12 protein-coding genes are annotated in these 13,545 nt (G+C 61.3%); 11 read left to right on the top strand and 1 reads right to left on the bottom strand.

Going from position 1 to position 13,545, the window contains the following annotated elements:
• The 6 genes from sdhA to OX459_RS05590 all read left to right on the top strand — a co-directional run bounded on the left by sdhA (position 1) and on the right by OX459_RS05590 (position 5,583).
• On the top strand, positions 1-1,782 hold the full coding sequence (sdhA, locus tag OX459_RS05565) for a succinate dehydrogenase flavoprotein subunit (protein ID WP_099667069.1): 1,782 nt from the start codon (positions 1-3) through the stop codon (positions 1,780-1,782).
• Positions 1,783-1,791: 9 nt separating this feature from the next.
• The gene (locus OX459_RS05570; RefSeq protein ID WP_034752075.1) at positions 1,792-2,502 is read left to right on the top strand and encodes a succinate dehydrogenase iron-sulfur subunit; all 711 of its coding nucleotides are present in this window, start codon (positions 1,792-1,794) and stop codon (positions 2,500-2,502) included.
• A 117-nt stretch (positions 2,503-2,619) separates the two neighbouring features.
• Complete coding sequence (locus OX459_RS05575) at positions 2,620-2,901, top strand: succinate dehydrogenase assembly factor 2 (protein WP_034752073.1); 282 nt, start codon at positions 2,620-2,622, stop codon at positions 2,899-2,901.
• A gap of 122 nt (positions 2,902-3,023) precedes the next feature.
• Positions 3,024-4,328 carry a citrate synthase gene (gene gltA, locus OX459_RS05580; protein ID WP_099667070.1) on the top strand — a complete coding sequence of 435 codons (1,305 nt, stop codon included), beginning with the start codon at positions 3,024-3,026 and terminating at the stop codon, positions 4,326-4,328.
• A gap of 145 nt (positions 4,329-4,473) precedes the next feature.
• Entirely contained in the window at positions 4,474-4,815 is a 342-nt protein-coding gene (locus OX459_RS05585; RefSeq protein WP_289904146.1) for a helix-turn-helix domain-containing protein, read from the top strand.
• A 225-nt stretch (positions 4,816-5,040) separates the two neighbouring features.
• The gene (locus tag OX459_RS05590; protein ID WP_289904147.1) at positions 5,041-5,583 is read left to right on the top strand and encodes an NAD(P)H-dependent oxidoreductase; all 543 of its coding nucleotides are present in this window, start codon (positions 5,041-5,043) and stop codon (positions 5,581-5,583) included.
• Positions 5,584-5,599: 16 nt separating this feature from the next.
• On the opposite strand, the gene OX459_RS05595 is transcribed toward OX459_RS05590, so the two are convergent.
• On the bottom strand, positions 5,600-6,064 hold the full coding sequence (locus OX459_RS05595) for a hypothetical protein (protein WP_289904148.1): 465 nt from the start codon (positions 6,062-6,064) through the stop codon (positions 5,600-5,602).
• 116 nt (positions 6,065-6,180) lie between these two features.
• Here OX459_RS05595 and OX459_RS05600 point away from each other — a divergent pair, with 116 nt between their 5' ends.
• The 5 genes from OX459_RS05600 to lpdA all read left to right on the top strand — a co-directional run bounded on the left by OX459_RS05600 (position 6,181) and on the right by lpdA (position 13,531).
• A complete protein-coding gene (locus OX459_RS05600) occupies positions 6,181-7,155 on the top strand; it encodes a LysR family transcriptional regulator (protein WP_289904149.1) in 975 nt (324 codons plus the stop codon).
• 257 nt (positions 7,156-7,412) lie between these two features.
• Entirely contained in the window at positions 7,413-10,265 is a 2,853-nt protein-coding gene (locus OX459_RS05605; protein ID WP_034789088.1) for a 2-oxoglutarate dehydrogenase E1 component, read from the top strand.
• Positions 10,266-10,382: 117 nt separating this feature from the next.
• Complete coding sequence (odhB, locus tag OX459_RS05610; RefSeq protein WP_230542174.1) at positions 10,383-11,639, top strand: 2-oxoglutarate dehydrogenase complex dihydrolipoyllysine-residue succinyltransferase; 1,257 nt, start codon at positions 10,383-10,385, stop codon at positions 11,637-11,639.
• Between the two features lie 94 nt (positions 11,640-11,733).
• Complete coding sequence (locus tag OX459_RS05615; protein WP_077407361.1) at positions 11,734-12,111, top strand: PspC domain-containing protein; 378 nt, start codon at positions 11,734-11,736, stop codon at positions 12,109-12,111.
• Positions 12,101-13,531, top strand: coding sequence for a dihydrolipoyl dehydrogenase (gene lpdA / locus OX459_RS05620; protein ID WP_034752057.1), 1,431 nt, complete (start codon positions 12,101-12,103; stop codon positions 13,529-13,531). Before OX459_RS05615 ends, lpdA begins: the two co-directional genes overlap by 11 nt.
• The last annotated feature ends 14 nt before the right edge of the window (positions 13,532-13,545 follow it).

Consider the following 13,545-nt stretch of genomic DNA (forward strand, 5'->3'; position numbering starts at 1 on the left):
GTGGCAGCATATAAATCTGCAATCCCTACCCGCCGCTTTGATGCGGTAATCGTTGGCGCCGGCGGTTCCGGCATGCGCGCGTCGTTGCAACTGGCTGAAGCCGGTCTGAACGTCGCAGTTCTGTCGAAAGTTTTCCCGACCCGCTCGCACACCGTTGCGGCGCAGGGCGGTATCGGCGCGTCGCTCGGCAACATGGCCGAAGACAACTGGTTTTGGCACATGTTCGACACCGTCAAGGGTGGCGACTATCTGGGCGACCAGGATGCCATCGAATTCATGTGCCGCGAAGCACCGAAAGTCGTGTACGAGCTGGAACACTTCGGCATGCCATTCGACCGCAACCCTGACGGCACCATCTATCAGCGTCCATTCGGCGGCCACACGGCCCACTTCGGCGAAAAGCCGGTGCAGCGCGCTTGCGCGGCAGCCGACCGTACCGGTCACGCCCTGTTGCACACCCTGTACCAGCGCAACGTGCGCGCCCGTACGCACTTCTTCGTCGAATGGATGGCGCTCGACCTGATCCGTGACGCCGAAGGCGACGTGATCGGTGTTGTCGCGCTGGAAATGGAAACCGGCGAATGCATGATCCTGGAAGCAAAAACGACGGTCATGGCAACGGGCGGCGCAGGCCGCATCTTCGCCGCGTCGACCAACGCCTTCATTAACACGGGCGACGGCATGGGCATGGCGGCACGCGCCGGCCTGCCGCTGCAGGACATGGAATTCTGGCAGTTCCACCCGACCGGCGTGGCCGGCGCGGGCGTATTGATCACCGAAGGCGTGCGCGGCGAAGGCGGCATCCTGATCAATAGCGAAGGCGAACGCTTCATGGAGCGCTATGCGCCGACCCTGAAGGATCTGGCGCCGCGCGACTTCGTCTCGCGTTCGATGGACCAGGAAATCAAGGAAGGCCGCGGCTGCGGTCCGAACAAGGACCACGTGATGCTGGACTTGCGCCATATCGGCGCCGACACCATCGCCAAGCGCCTGCCGTCGATCCTGGAAATCGGCCACAAGTTCGCCAACGTCGACGCCACCAAGGAACCGATTCCTGTCGTGCCGACGATTCACTACCAGATGGGCGGCATCCCGACGAACATCCACGGCCAGGTCGTCACCCCGACCGGTCCGGATAATTCGGCCAAGGTTGTCAACGGCCTGTACGCGATCGGCGAATGCGCCTGCGTCTCGGTGCACGGCGCCAACCGCCTGGGCACGAACTCGCTGCTCGACCTGGTGGTCTTCGGCCGCGCGGCCGGCAACCACATCGTCAACAGCGGCCTGAAAGCCAAGGAAAACAAGCCTTTGCCAGCCGATGCAGCCGATTTCGCCATGGGCCGCCTGGCGCGCCTGGAAAACTCGACCGGCACGGAAACCGTGCAGGGCGTGGCGAACGACATCCGCGCAACGATGCAGAAGTACTGTGGCGTGTTCCGTACCGACGAGATGCTGAACAAGGGCGTCGAAGAAATCATGAAGCTTGACGAGCGCCGCAAGCACGTCTCCTTCAAGGATAAGTCGATGGTCTTCAACACGGCCCGCGTGGAAGCGCTGGAGCTGGACAACCTGATCGAAACGGCGAAAGCGACCATCGTTTCGGCAGCTGCCCGCAAGGAATCGCGCGGCGCCCACGCCCAGGACGACCATCCGCAACGTGACGACGACAACTGGATGAAGCACACTCTGTGGTATTCGGAAGGCAACCGACTGGAATACAAGCCAGTCGTGACCAAGCCGCTGACGGTTGATACCTTCAAACCGAAACCACGTACTTTCTAAGGCTATACCATGGCACGCACTCTCAAATTCAAAATCTACCGCTACGATCCTGACCAGGATGCCAAGCCGTACATGCAAGACCTGACGGTCGAACTGAAAGACACCGACAAGATGCTGCTCGACGCACTGCAGCGCATCAAGGCGGACGTCGATGACTCGCTGGCCCTGCGCCGCTCGTGCCGCGAAGGCGTGTGCGGTTCGGACGCGATGAACATCAACGGCAAGAACGGCCTGGCATGCACGACCAATCTGAACGAACTGTCGGAGCCTATCGTGCTGCGTCCGTTGCCAGGTCTGCCAGTCATCCGCGACCTGATCGTCGACATGACGCAATTCTTCAAGCAGTACGATTCGATCAAGCCTTTCCTGATCAACGATTCGATCCCGCCTGAAAAAGAGCGCCTGCAGTCGCCGGAACAGCGCGAAGAACTCGATGGCCTGTACGAGTGCATCCTGTGCGCATGCTGCTCCACGTCGTGCCCGTCGTTCTGGTGGAATCCGGACAAATTCGTCGGCCCGGCCGGTCTGCTGCAAGCCTACCGCTTCATCGCCGACTCGCGCGACGAAGCCACCGGTGCGCGTCTGGACAACCTGGAAGACCCGTACCGCCTGTTCCGCTGCCATTCGATCATGAACTGCGTCGACGTCTGCCCCAAAGGGTTGAACCCGAACAAGGCGATCGGCAAGATCAAGGAATTGATGGTCCGCCGCGCGATCTGATCACCCTGATCGCGTCCGCCGGGCGCCGTTTGCGGGAAGAGGGTATCCTCTCTTGCCTGCAGGCGGCGCCTGCAAAGCAGCACCGTGCCGCAAGGCACACGTAAAGTGGTAAACCAAATGACAGAATCAATTTTGTCCTCGCATCAGGCCGACCCGGCCAACCGCGCCCGCCTGCGCTGGCGTTCACGCCGTGGCCTGCTGGAAAACGACATTATCCTGACCCGTTTTCTCGATGCGTATGAAACCGAATTGACCGATGAAGAAGTTGACGCGCTGACGCGTTTGCTGGATTTATCGGACAATGCGTTAATGGATCTGGTACTGGCCCGTAAAGAGCCGGAAGGCGAAGTCGATCTGCCGCATGTGCGCGCACTGCTGCAACGACTGCGCATTGCCTAGACGCCTGGGCGATATATTGCAAACGGTGCGAGTGGCGCGCTGTAGCACTGCCGAATTGCGGTGCGAATTGCAGCCAGAATTTTTGATTTTAATTTCGACTCACTCCCGAGAAGGAAGAGCCCATGAATATCTCTGACACAAAAGCTACCCTGTCGTTCTCCGATGGCAGCCCATCGCTTGAATTTCCAATCTACAAAGGCACGGTTGGCCCGGACGTCATCGACATCCGCAAACTGTACGCCGGTAGCGGCAAGTTCACCTACGACCCAGGCTTTATGTCGACGGCCGCCTGCAACTCGTCAATCACCTACATCGACGGCGACAAGGGCGAGCTGCTGTACCGTGGTTACCCGATCGAACAGTTGGCCGTCAACGCCGACTTCATGGAATCGTGCTACCTGCTGCTGAACGGCGAACTGCCGAACGCGGCGCAGAAAGCCAAGTTCGTCGACACCGTCACCAAGCACACGATGGTGCACGAACAGATGCAATTCTTCTTCCGTGGCTTCCGCCGCGACGCGCATCCGATGTCGGTCCTGGTGGGCACCGTCGGCGCGCTGGCATCGTTCTACCATGACTCGCTGGACATCAACGACCCGCGTCACCGCGAAGTGTCGGCCATCCGCCTGATCGCCAAGATGCCTACCCTGGTCGCCATGACCTACAAGTACTCGGTCGGCCAGCCGTTCGTGTACCCACGCAACGACCTGTCGTACAGCGCCAACTTCATGCACATGATGTTCGCCAACCCGTGCGAAGAGTACAAGGTCAACGACGTGCTGGTGCGCGCTCTGGACCGCATCCTGATCCTGCACGCGGACCACGAGCAAAATGCATCGACTTCGACCGTCCGTCTGGCCGGTTCGTCGGGCGCCAACCCGTTCGCCTGTATCGCTGCCGGTATCGCCTGCCTGTGGGGCCCTGCCCACGGCGGCGCCAACGAAGCGGCACTGAACATGCTGAAAGAAATCGGCACCGTCGAGAACATCCCTGCCTTCATCGCGCAAGTCAAGGACAAGAACTCCGGCGTCAAGCTGATGGGCTTTGGCCACCGCGTGTACAAGAACTTCGATCCACGCGCCAAGCTGATGCGTGAAACCTGCTACGAAGTGCTGCAAGAACTGGGTCTGCAAGACGACCCACTGTTCAAGCTGGCGATGGAACTGGAAAAGATTGCACTGAACGACGAATACTTCGTTTCGCGCAAACTGTACCCGAACGTCGACTTCTACTCGGGCATCGTGCAATCCGCACTGGGCATCCCGGTATCGCTGTTCACCGGTATCTTCGCCATGGCCCGTACGATCGGCTGGATCGCCCAGTGGAACGAAATGATCGCCGACCCGGAACAGAAAATCGGCCGTCCGCGCCAGCTGTTCGTCGGTTCGACCACGCGCGAAGTATTGCCACTGGACAAGCGCGCTTAAGTTACCGCGTATTGTTCTTGCCGGGCCTTGCGGCCCGGCGCACAAAAGCGAGCCTCGCGGCTCGCTTTTTTTATGCCTGTCCGCACCGCCGGCCGCAAGCCGGGCTGGTATGCTCAGGCCTGGCTTCAACAGAAAACATAACGCGATGAATGACGAAACATGCGCCCCCAGCGGCGTAGCCTTGGGCGATACGGCATTTGGCTACACCTTGTCGCTGATCGGCGGCAAGTACAAGATGCTGATCCTGTATGCGCTGGCGGAAAACACGGTGCTGCGGCATAACGAACTCAAACGACACCTCGGCGGCATCGCCTTCAAGACCCTCAGCGTGGTCCTGAAGGAACTCGAAGCCGATGCGTTGATTCTCCGCAAGGAATATCCGCAAGTGCCGCCCAAGGTGGAATATTCCCTCTCAAGCAAGGGCGCTTCGCTGATCCCCGTGCTGCATACCTTGTGCGAATGGGGTGAACGGCACCAGCCTGCCTGATCCGGATATGCCTGGCAAAGGGGATTTCTGCAATAAAGTAACTTACTTTTTATACTGTATGGGTAATCAATGTGCGTACTTGTGGAAAGTACTCGCCATGGTTATGCTGTTTTTGCCCTTGCAGGCGCGCGGCCATGTGCTGCGCGCCTTGGGGCAGGGTACCGGCTTGCCTGCTTTTCTGTGCATGCGCGTCCGGTGCATCCATCCCATACTCAGGAAAGCAGCATGAAGAAAACCCTCGTTATCGTCTTCCATCCCTCGATCGACACATCGGTCGCCAACAAGCGCTGGCTGCAGGAGCTGGCGCAGCATCCCGAGCGCTACACCCTCCACGACGTGCACCGGGCTTATCCGGATGGAAATATCGATGTGGCGCGGGAGCAGGCGCTGGTGGAGGCGCACGCCAATGTGGTCTTGCAGTTCCCCGTGTACTGGTTTAACTGTCCGCCCTTGCTGAAGCGGTGGCTCGATGACGTGCTGGCGTATGGCTGGGCCTACGGCACGGGCGGCGACGCCTTCAAGGGCCGCAAGGTGGCGCTGGCCGTCACGGCAGGCATCCGCCAGGAAGACTTCACGCCGGAAGGCAAGTGGAAGGTCGCCCTGGCGCAGCTGCTGGCGCCGTTCGATGTCACCCTGGCGTATATCGGCGCCGACAACCGCCGCTTCTTTGCCTTCTATGGTGCGGAAGACGGGCCGAAGGAAACGGGTTATGCCGGGCGGCTGGCGCGCAGCGCGCAAGAGTATGAACGCTTCCTGGCCGCCTTATAGGAGCGCTGGTCCAGCCTCAGTTCAAGGCCGCTTCCAGCTGGTGCAGGGCGACCTGCCGGCCCTCCAGCTGCAGGCTGTCGCCCTCATAGGGTTGCGGCAGGACGATGCGGTGCGGCGCATTGTGCTTGAGGATGCCGCCCCAGTGGGCGACCCTGGCGCCGGCCTGGCGGCGTATCGCCTCGACCGTGGCGCCGCTGGCGAGGATATGGGCCTGCGGAAAAGCTTGCTGCAGCACGCCCAGGCCGAAATAGGCTTGCGGTTCGGCCGCGCTGATATAGATGGTGGTCAGGCGCTTGCCGCTGGCGGCGATGGTGTGCGCTAACTGCGCCGCATCGTCGCGCAGGAACTGGGTATTGACGAGGATGGCGTCCGCCACGCCGCTCAGCAGCAGCGAGGTGGACGGTGCGCGGCCCAGCACATCCAGTTGGAAGGTCTCCAGCGTGCGGGAGGGGTGAAAGGGGAGGGCGGCGCGTGCAAGCATATTATTCTTTCAATATTAGATACTCTCTTGCATATTATCCTTTCGACCAGACACGGGAAATAGGGTAGATTGCAATACTTAGTTGCATGAATCGGATGAATCAAGGGAGTACCCGCATGGACCGCATCACCGCCGCACAAGTATTTGTCGCCATCGCCGAGCGTGGCAGCATGGTGGCCGCCAGCGACGCGCTCGACATGTCGCGCGCCATGGTGACGCGCTACCTGGCCGAGATGGAGCAGTGGGCGGGGGCGCGCTTGCTGCATCGCACCACGCGCCGTTTGAGCCTGACGGATGCGGGCGAGGCCACCCTGGCGCGCTGCCGGCAGATGCTGGAAGTGGCCGGCGCCATGGCCGTCACCTCGCCCGAGGGCCTCGACACGCCGCACGGCTTGCTGCGCATCACCTGCTCGCAATCGCTGGCGCAGACGGCGCTGGCCGGCGCAGTGACCGCTTACCTGCGGCGCTACCCGCGCGCCGCCGTCGACCTGCAGATGGAGAACCGCGCCGTCAACCTGGTGGAGCAGCGCATCGACCTGGCGATCCGCATCACGAACGCGCTCGAGCCGAACCTGATCGCGCGCCAGCTGGCCAGCTGCGCTTCGGTGGTGTGCGCCGCACCATCGTACCTGGCGGCGCACGGCACGCCGCGCCGGGCGGAAGACCTGGCCCTGCACAACTGCCTGACGTACACGTATTTCGGCAAGAGCCTGTGGCAGTTCACGCACGACGGGGAAGCGCTCACTGTTCCCGTCAGCGGCCGCCTGTCGGCGAATGAGTCGCTGGTCTTGCTGGTGGCCACGGTGGCGGGGGCGGGCATCTCCATGCAGCCGCGCTATTCGGCCGCGCCGCTGATCGCCAGCGGGCAGCTGGTGGAGCTCCTGCCCGCGTATCAGCCGCAGGACATGGGCATCTACGGCATCTACACCTCGCGACAGCACATGTCGCCCTTGCTGCGCACCATGCTCGACTTCCTGGTGGAGTGGTTTGCCGGCGATCCCGATTGGCTGGCGGCCATCGCGGCGGCGCCGTTGCCGGGCAGACCAGTTGGACGCAAGCGGCACGCCGGCAGGGCTGCCGATGTGCTGTAAGCGCAACAGTGACAGGCTTGCAAGCCCGGGAAAATCAACAACACAGCTTACATTTGCTTGCCAAATAAAATTCAACTAGCGGTTGTTGCGTTACAATACCGCGTGCTATTCTAAATGACGGTATGCAGAATGCTGGTGCAATAAAAAAGCCCTTCCCCACAACTTGATGTGCAATCCGCTAACCGGTCAGGCCGTGTCGCGGAAGGTTAGATTAACCCGCTAATTCCTCGCGAAGCGCGAAGAAAGGTGAGCAATATATGCAGCAATTAACGACCAACTCCTACCTGTTCGGTGGGAATGCTCCGTACGTGGAAGACCTGTACGAGGCGTATCTGAACAACCCAGGCTCGGTACCCGATAACTGGCGTTCCTACTTCGACGCAATGCAGCACGTGCCTGCCGTCGATGGCACCAACAAGCCTGACGTGGCGCATGCCTCCGTCGTCGCCTCGTTCGCCGAGCGCGCAAAAGCTGGTCCGATCCGCACCGTGACCGCTTCCTTCGATGCTGAAATGGGCCGCAAGCGCGTCGCCGCCACGCAGCTGATCGCCGCTTACCGCTACCTTGGTTCGCACTGGGCCAACCTGGATCCGCTGCAACGCCAGGAACGTCCGATGATCCCTGAGCTCGAGCCGAGCTTCTACGGTTTCACCGACGCGGACATGGACACCGTGTTCAACATCAGCAATACCTATTTTGGCCCCGAGACCGCCACCCTGCGCGATCTGCTGAACTATCTGCGCGATACCTACACGCGTTCGATCGGCGCCGAATTCATGTACATCTCCGACCCGGCCGAAAAGCGCTGGCTGCAAGAGAAACTGGAAGCGATCCGCTCCACCCCGAATTTCACCCCAGAGAAAAAAATCCACATCCTCGACCGCCTGACCGCGGCTGAAGGCCTGGAACGCTATCTGCACACCCGCTACGTGGGCCAGAAGCGCTTCTCCCTGGAAGGCGGCGAAACCTTCATCGCCTCGATGGATGAAACCATTCAGCGCGCCGGCGAAAAAGGCGTGCAGGAAATCGTTATCGGCATGGCCCACCGCGGCCGCCTGAACGTACTGGTGAACACCCTGGGCAAGGCGCCGCAGGAACTGTTCGAAGAATTCGAAGGCAAGCATGGCGACGACCTGCCTGCCGGAGACGTGAAATACCATCAAGGCTTCTCGTCGGACATCTCCACCGCAGGCGGCCCGGTCCATCTGTCGCTGGCGTTCAACCCGTCGCACCTGGAAATCGTCAACCCTGTGGTCGAAGGTTCCGTCAAGGCCCGCATGGATCGCCGCGGCGATGCGCAAGGCGCGCAAGTGCTGCCTATCCTGGTGCACGGCGATGCCGCTTTCGCCGGCCAGGGCGTGGTCATGGAAACGCTGAATCTGGCGCAAACCCGTGGCTACCATACCGGCGGCACGGTGCATATCGTGATCAACAACCAGATCGGTTTCACCACCTCGGATCCGCGCGATGCCCGCTCGACCCTGTACTGCTCGGACGTCGTCAAGATGATCGAAGCACCGGTCCTGCACATCAATGCCGATGATCCGGAAGCCGTGGTGCTGGCGACGCAGATCGCGCTCGACTACCGCATGGAATTCAAGAAGGACATCGTCCTCGACATCATCTGCTACCGCAAGCTGGGCCACAACGAGCAGGATACGCCGGCACTGACGCAACCGCTGATGTACAAGAAGATCGGCCAGCATCCAGGCACCCGCAAGCTGTACGCGGACAAGCTGGTAGCGCAAGGCGTGATACCTGCCGATGGCGGCGACAAGATGGTGGCCGCTTTCCGCGACGCCATGGACGCCGGCAAGCACACCGTCGATCCGGTCATCTCGAACTTCAAGAACAAGTACGCCGTCGACTGGCTGCCGTTCCTGAACAAGAAATGGACCGATTCGGCCGACACCGCCGTGCCGATGACGGAACTGAAACGCCTGGCCACCCGCATCACCACCGTGCCGGAAGACTTCAAGGTCCACTCGCTGGTTGAAAAAGTACTGGGCGACCGCGGCACCATGGGCCGTGGCGAAATGAACCTGGACTGGGGCATGGGCGAACACCTGGCCTACGCTTCGCTGGTATCGTCCGGCTACGCCATCCGCCTGACGGGCCAGGACGCCGGCCGCGGCACGTTCGTGCACCGCCACGCCGTCCTGCATGACCAAAACCGCGAGCGTTGGGATGCGGGTACCTACATTCCGCTGCAAAACGTGTCGGACAACCAGGCGCCGTTCACCGTCATCGACTCGGTGCTGTCCGAAGAAGCCGTACTGGCCTTCGAATACGGCTACTCGACCGCTGAACCGAACACGCTGACGATCTGGGAAGCCCAGTTCGGCGACTTCGCCAACGGCGCGCAAGTGGTGATCGACCAATTCATCAGCTCCGGCGAAGTGAAGTGGGGCCGCGCTTCTGGCCTGGTCATGATGCTGCCGCACGGTTACGAAGGCCAGGGTCCTGAGCACTCGTCCGCGCGTCCAGAGCGTTTCCTGCAGCTGTGCGCAGACAACAACATGCAAGTGGTGCAGCCGACGACGGCTTCGCAGATCTTCCATTTGCTGCGCCGCCAGATGGTGCGCCAGTTCCGCAAGCCGCTGGTCATCCTGACGCCGAAGTCGCTGTTGCGCAACAAGGATGCCGGTTCGCCGCTGACCGACCTGGCCAAGGGCGGTTTCCAGACCGTCATCGGCGAAGTCGACGACAAAATCGACGCCAAGAAAGTCAAGCGCGTGGTCGCCTGCTCGGGCAAGGTCTACTACGACCTGGTCAATGCACGCAAGACCCGCGGCCAGACCGACACGGCCATCGTGCGCCTGGAACAGCTGTATCCGTTCCCGCACAAGTCGTTCGCTGCTGAACTGAAGAAGTTCCCGAACCTGGTCGAAGTCGTCTGGGCGCAGGACGAGCCGCAAAACCAGGGCGCCTGGTTCCAGATCCAGCACAACATCTTCGAAGGCCTGGAATCGGGTCAACGTCTGGCTTACGCCGGCCGTCCTGCTTCGGCGTCGCCTGCTGTCGGTTACTATGACAAGCACTATGCCCAGCAAAAAGATCTGCTGGAAACGGCATTCTCGAAGCTGAAGGGTTTTATCCTGACCAAGTAAGTGGCAGGATGACGGGGGCCATGCGTATGCATGGCGCCTGTTCGCATACATCGTGACGGAGCGCCGCCCTTGCTACGCAGGGGCGGCGCCGCAATAACAAAATAAACGGAGTTTTACATGGCACAAATCGAAGTCAAAGTTCCCCAGTTGTCGGAATCGGTTGCAGAAGCGACCCTGCTGGCATGGCACAAGAAAGTCGGCGAAGCAGTTGCGCGCGACGAAAACATGATCGATATCGAAACCGATAAAGTGGTGCTGGAACTGCCGGCGCCAGCCGCTGGCGTGATCGTTCAAATTATCAAGGCTGACGGCGCTACCGTTGTCGCCGGCGAAGTCATCGCCATCATCGACACCGACGGCTCGGCCAAGGTCAGCCCGATGGAAGTGTCGGCCGTGCCTGCACCAGCCCTGGCTGCCGCCGCGCAAGACGCCGCTACCGCGTCCGCGCCAGCCGCTGCGACCAAAGGCGATGTCGCCATGCCTGCCGCCGCCAAGATCCTGTCCGAAAAAGGCCTGTCCGCTGGCGACGTCGCCGGTTCGGGCAAAGACGGCCGCGTGACCAAGGGCGACGCCCTGGCCGCTTCCGCCAAGCCAGCTGTTGCGCCGCTGGCGCCAGCCGCTGCCAAGCCAGCGCTGCAGCAAGTTGCCACGCCGTCGGCCGCCAGCCTGGGCGACCGCCCAGAAGAGCGCGTGCCGATGAGCCGCCTGCGCGCACGTATCGCCGAGCGCCTGCTGCAATCGCAATCGACGAACGCCATCCTGACCACGTTCAATGAAGTGAACATGCAGCCGGTCATCGACCTGCGCAACAAGTACAAGGACAAGTTCGAGAAAGAGCACGGCGTCAAGCTGGGCTTCATGTCCTTCTTCGTCAAGGCCGCCGTCGCCGCCCTGAAAAAATACCCGATCATCAATGCTTCCGTTGACGGCAACGACATCGTCTACCACGGCTACTTCGACATCGGTATCGCTGTCGGTTCGCCACGCGGCCTGGTCGTGCCTATCATCCGCAACGCGGACCAGCTGTCGATCGCCGACATCGAGAAAAAAATCGGTGAATTCGGCGCGAAAGCCAAGGAAGGCAAGCTGACCCTGGACGACCTGACGGGCGGCACGTTCTCGATCTCGAACGGCGGCACCTTCGGCTCCATGCTGTCGACCCCGATCATCAACCCGCCGCAATCGGCCATCCTGGGCGTGCATGCGACCAAGGACCGCGCGGTTGTCGAAAACGGCCAGATCGTGGTACGTCCGATGAACTACCTGGCCATGTCCTACGACCACCGCATCATCGACGGCCGCGAAGCCGTCCTGGGCCTGGTGGCGATGAAAGAAGCGCTGGAAGATCCTGCACGCCTGCTGCTGGACCTGTAAGCACTGTAGTCCCCCGGCGTAGCCGCCGGGGCAATGTAGCTGATACCCCTTGCCAGAAGACGCAGCTGGCTGATCTCAATGAAAGAGGATTCCCATGAACGTCTCTGAAGAAATCAAGCGTCTGCACGAGTTGCACCTGGCAGGTGCCCTGAGCGACGCGGAATTCGCGCAAGCGAAAGCCAAGCTCCTGAGCAATATCAACCTGGACAAGCCGGACAACGCGTCCGGCGCCGCTTCCGGCCCCGCGAACGACCTGGTGCAGGAATTCAACCGCCTGCGCCGGTCGCGCAACGACCGCTGGCTCGGCGGCGTCTGCGGCGGCCTGGGTCGCGCTTCCGGCATGGAAGCGTGGATCTGGCGCCTCGTCTTCGTCCTGTTTACATTGACCTTCGGCTTCGGCGTGGTGATTTACCTTCTATTGTGGATTTTCGTACCAGACGAAGAGATTGGAATAACAAAACATGAGTACTAAACAATTTGACGTAGTTGTCATCGGTGCGGGCCCTGGCGGCTACATCGCCGCCATCCGCGCAGCGCAGCTGGGCTTTTCCGTCGCTTGCGTCGACGAGTGGTCGAACGCCAAGGGCGGCGCCGCGCCTGGCGGTACCTGCACCAACGTCGGCTGCATCCCGTCGAAAGCGCTGCTGCAATCGTCCGAGCATTTCGAACACGCGGGCCACAGCTTCGCCGAGCACGGCATCGACGTCGCCGGCCTGAAGCTGAACCTGGGCCAGATGCTCAAGCGCAAAGACACCGTCGTCAAGCAAAACAACGACGGCATCCTGTACCTGTTCAAGAAGAACAAGATCGCCTTCTTCCACGGCCGCGCCGCTTTCGCTGCCGCCGCCGCTGGCACGTATGACATCAGCGTGACGGGCGAAGCCAACGAAACCCTGACGGCCAAGCACGTGGTCATCGCCACGGGTTCGAACGCGCGCGAACTGCCGGGCGCACCCTTCGACGAGAAACTGATCTTGTCGAACACGGGCGCACTGGCCATCGACGCCGTACCAGCCAAGCTGGGCGTCATCGGTGCCGGCGTGATCGGCCTGGAAATGGGCAGCGTCTGGCGCCGCCTGGGTTCCGACGTCACCGTGCTGGAAGGCCTGCCGGTCTTCCTGGGCGCTGTCGACGAGCAGATCGCCAAGGAAGCGTCGAAGCTGTTCACCAAGCAAGGTTTGAAGATCAACCTCGGTTGCAAGATCGGTGCGATCACGCCAGGCAAGAAAGACGTCACCGTGGAATTCGTGGACGCCAAGGGCGAAGCGCAAAAAGCCGTGTTCGACAAACTGATCATCTCGATCGGCCGTACGCCGAACACGAATGGCCTGGGTGCCGACAAGGTCGGCCTGCAGCTGGACGAACGCGGCTTCATCGCCGTCGACGGCGACTGCAAGACCAACCTGCCGAACGTGTGGGCAGTGGGCGACGTCGTGCGCGGCCCGATGCTGGCGCACAAGGCGGAAGAAGAAGGCGTTGCCGTGGCCGAGCGTATCGCCGGCCAGCACGGTCACACCAACTTCAACACGATTCCCTGGGTGATCTACACCTCGCCGGAAATCGCGTGGGTCGGCAAGACCGAGCAAACCCTGAAGGCCGAAGGCATCGCCTACAAGGCCGGTACCTTCCCGTTCATGGCCAACGGCCGTGCGCGCGCGCTGGGCGACACTTCGGGCATGGTGAAATTCCTGGCCGATGCGACCACCGATGAAATCCTCGGCGTGCACATCGTCGGCCCGATGGCGTCCGAATTGATTTCCGAAGCCGTCGTGGCGATGGAATTCAAGGCTTCGGCCGAAGACATCGCGCGCATCTGCCACGCTCACCCATCCCTGTCGGAAGCGACCAAGGAAGCGGCACTGGCGGTTGACAAGCGCACGTTGAACTTTTAATTGTAGTTAGTCCT

The organism is Janthinobacterium sp. SUN026 (assembly GCF_030397625.1).
Classification (GTDB): domain Bacteria; phylum Pseudomonadota; class Gammaproteobacteria; order Burkholderiales; family Burkholderiaceae_D; genus Janthinobacterium; species Janthinobacterium kumbetense.

Excerpts from the sequence above, each read along its gene's own strand:
- OX459_RS05570 (WP_034752075.1), top strand. The coding sequence starts at position 1,792 with ATGGCACGCACTCTCAAATTCAAAATCTACCGCTACGATCCTGACCAG.
- OX459_RS05575 (WP_034752073.1), top strand. The coding sequence starts at position 2,620 with ATGACAGAATCAATTTTGTCCTCGCATCAGGCCGACCCGGCCAACCGC.
- gltA (WP_099667070.1), top strand. The coding sequence starts at position 3,024 with ATGAATATCTCTGACACAAAAGCTACCCTGTCGTTCTCCGATGGCAGC.
- OX459_RS05585 (WP_289904146.1), top strand. The coding sequence starts at position 4,474 with ATGAATGACGAAACATGCGCCCCCAGCGGCGTAGCCTTGGGCGATACG.
- OX459_RS05590 (WP_289904147.1), top strand. The coding sequence starts at position 5,041 with ATGAAGAAAACCCTCGTTATCGTCTTCCATCCCTCGATCGACACATCG.
- OX459_RS05595 (WP_289904148.1), bottom strand. The coding sequence starts at position 6,064 with ATGCTTGCACGCGCCGCCCTCCCCTTTCACCCCTCCCGCACGCTGGAG.
- OX459_RS05600 (WP_289904149.1), top strand. The coding sequence starts at position 6,181 with ATGGACCGCATCACCGCCGCACAAGTATTTGTCGCCATCGCCGAGCGT.
- OX459_RS05605 (WP_034789088.1), top strand. The coding sequence starts at position 7,413 with ATGCAGCAATTAACGACCAACTCCTACCTGTTCGGTGGGAATGCTCCG.
- odhB (WP_230542174.1), top strand. The coding sequence starts at position 10,383 with ATGGCACAAATCGAAGTCAAAGTTCCCCAGTTGTCGGAATCGGTTGCA.
- OX459_RS05615 (WP_077407361.1), top strand. The coding sequence starts at position 11,734 with ATGAACGTCTCTGAAGAAATCAAGCGTCTGCACGAGTTGCACCTGGCA.
- lpdA (WP_034752057.1), top strand. The coding sequence starts at position 12,101 with ATGAGTACTAAACAATTTGACGTAGTTGTCATCGGTGCGGGCCCTGGC.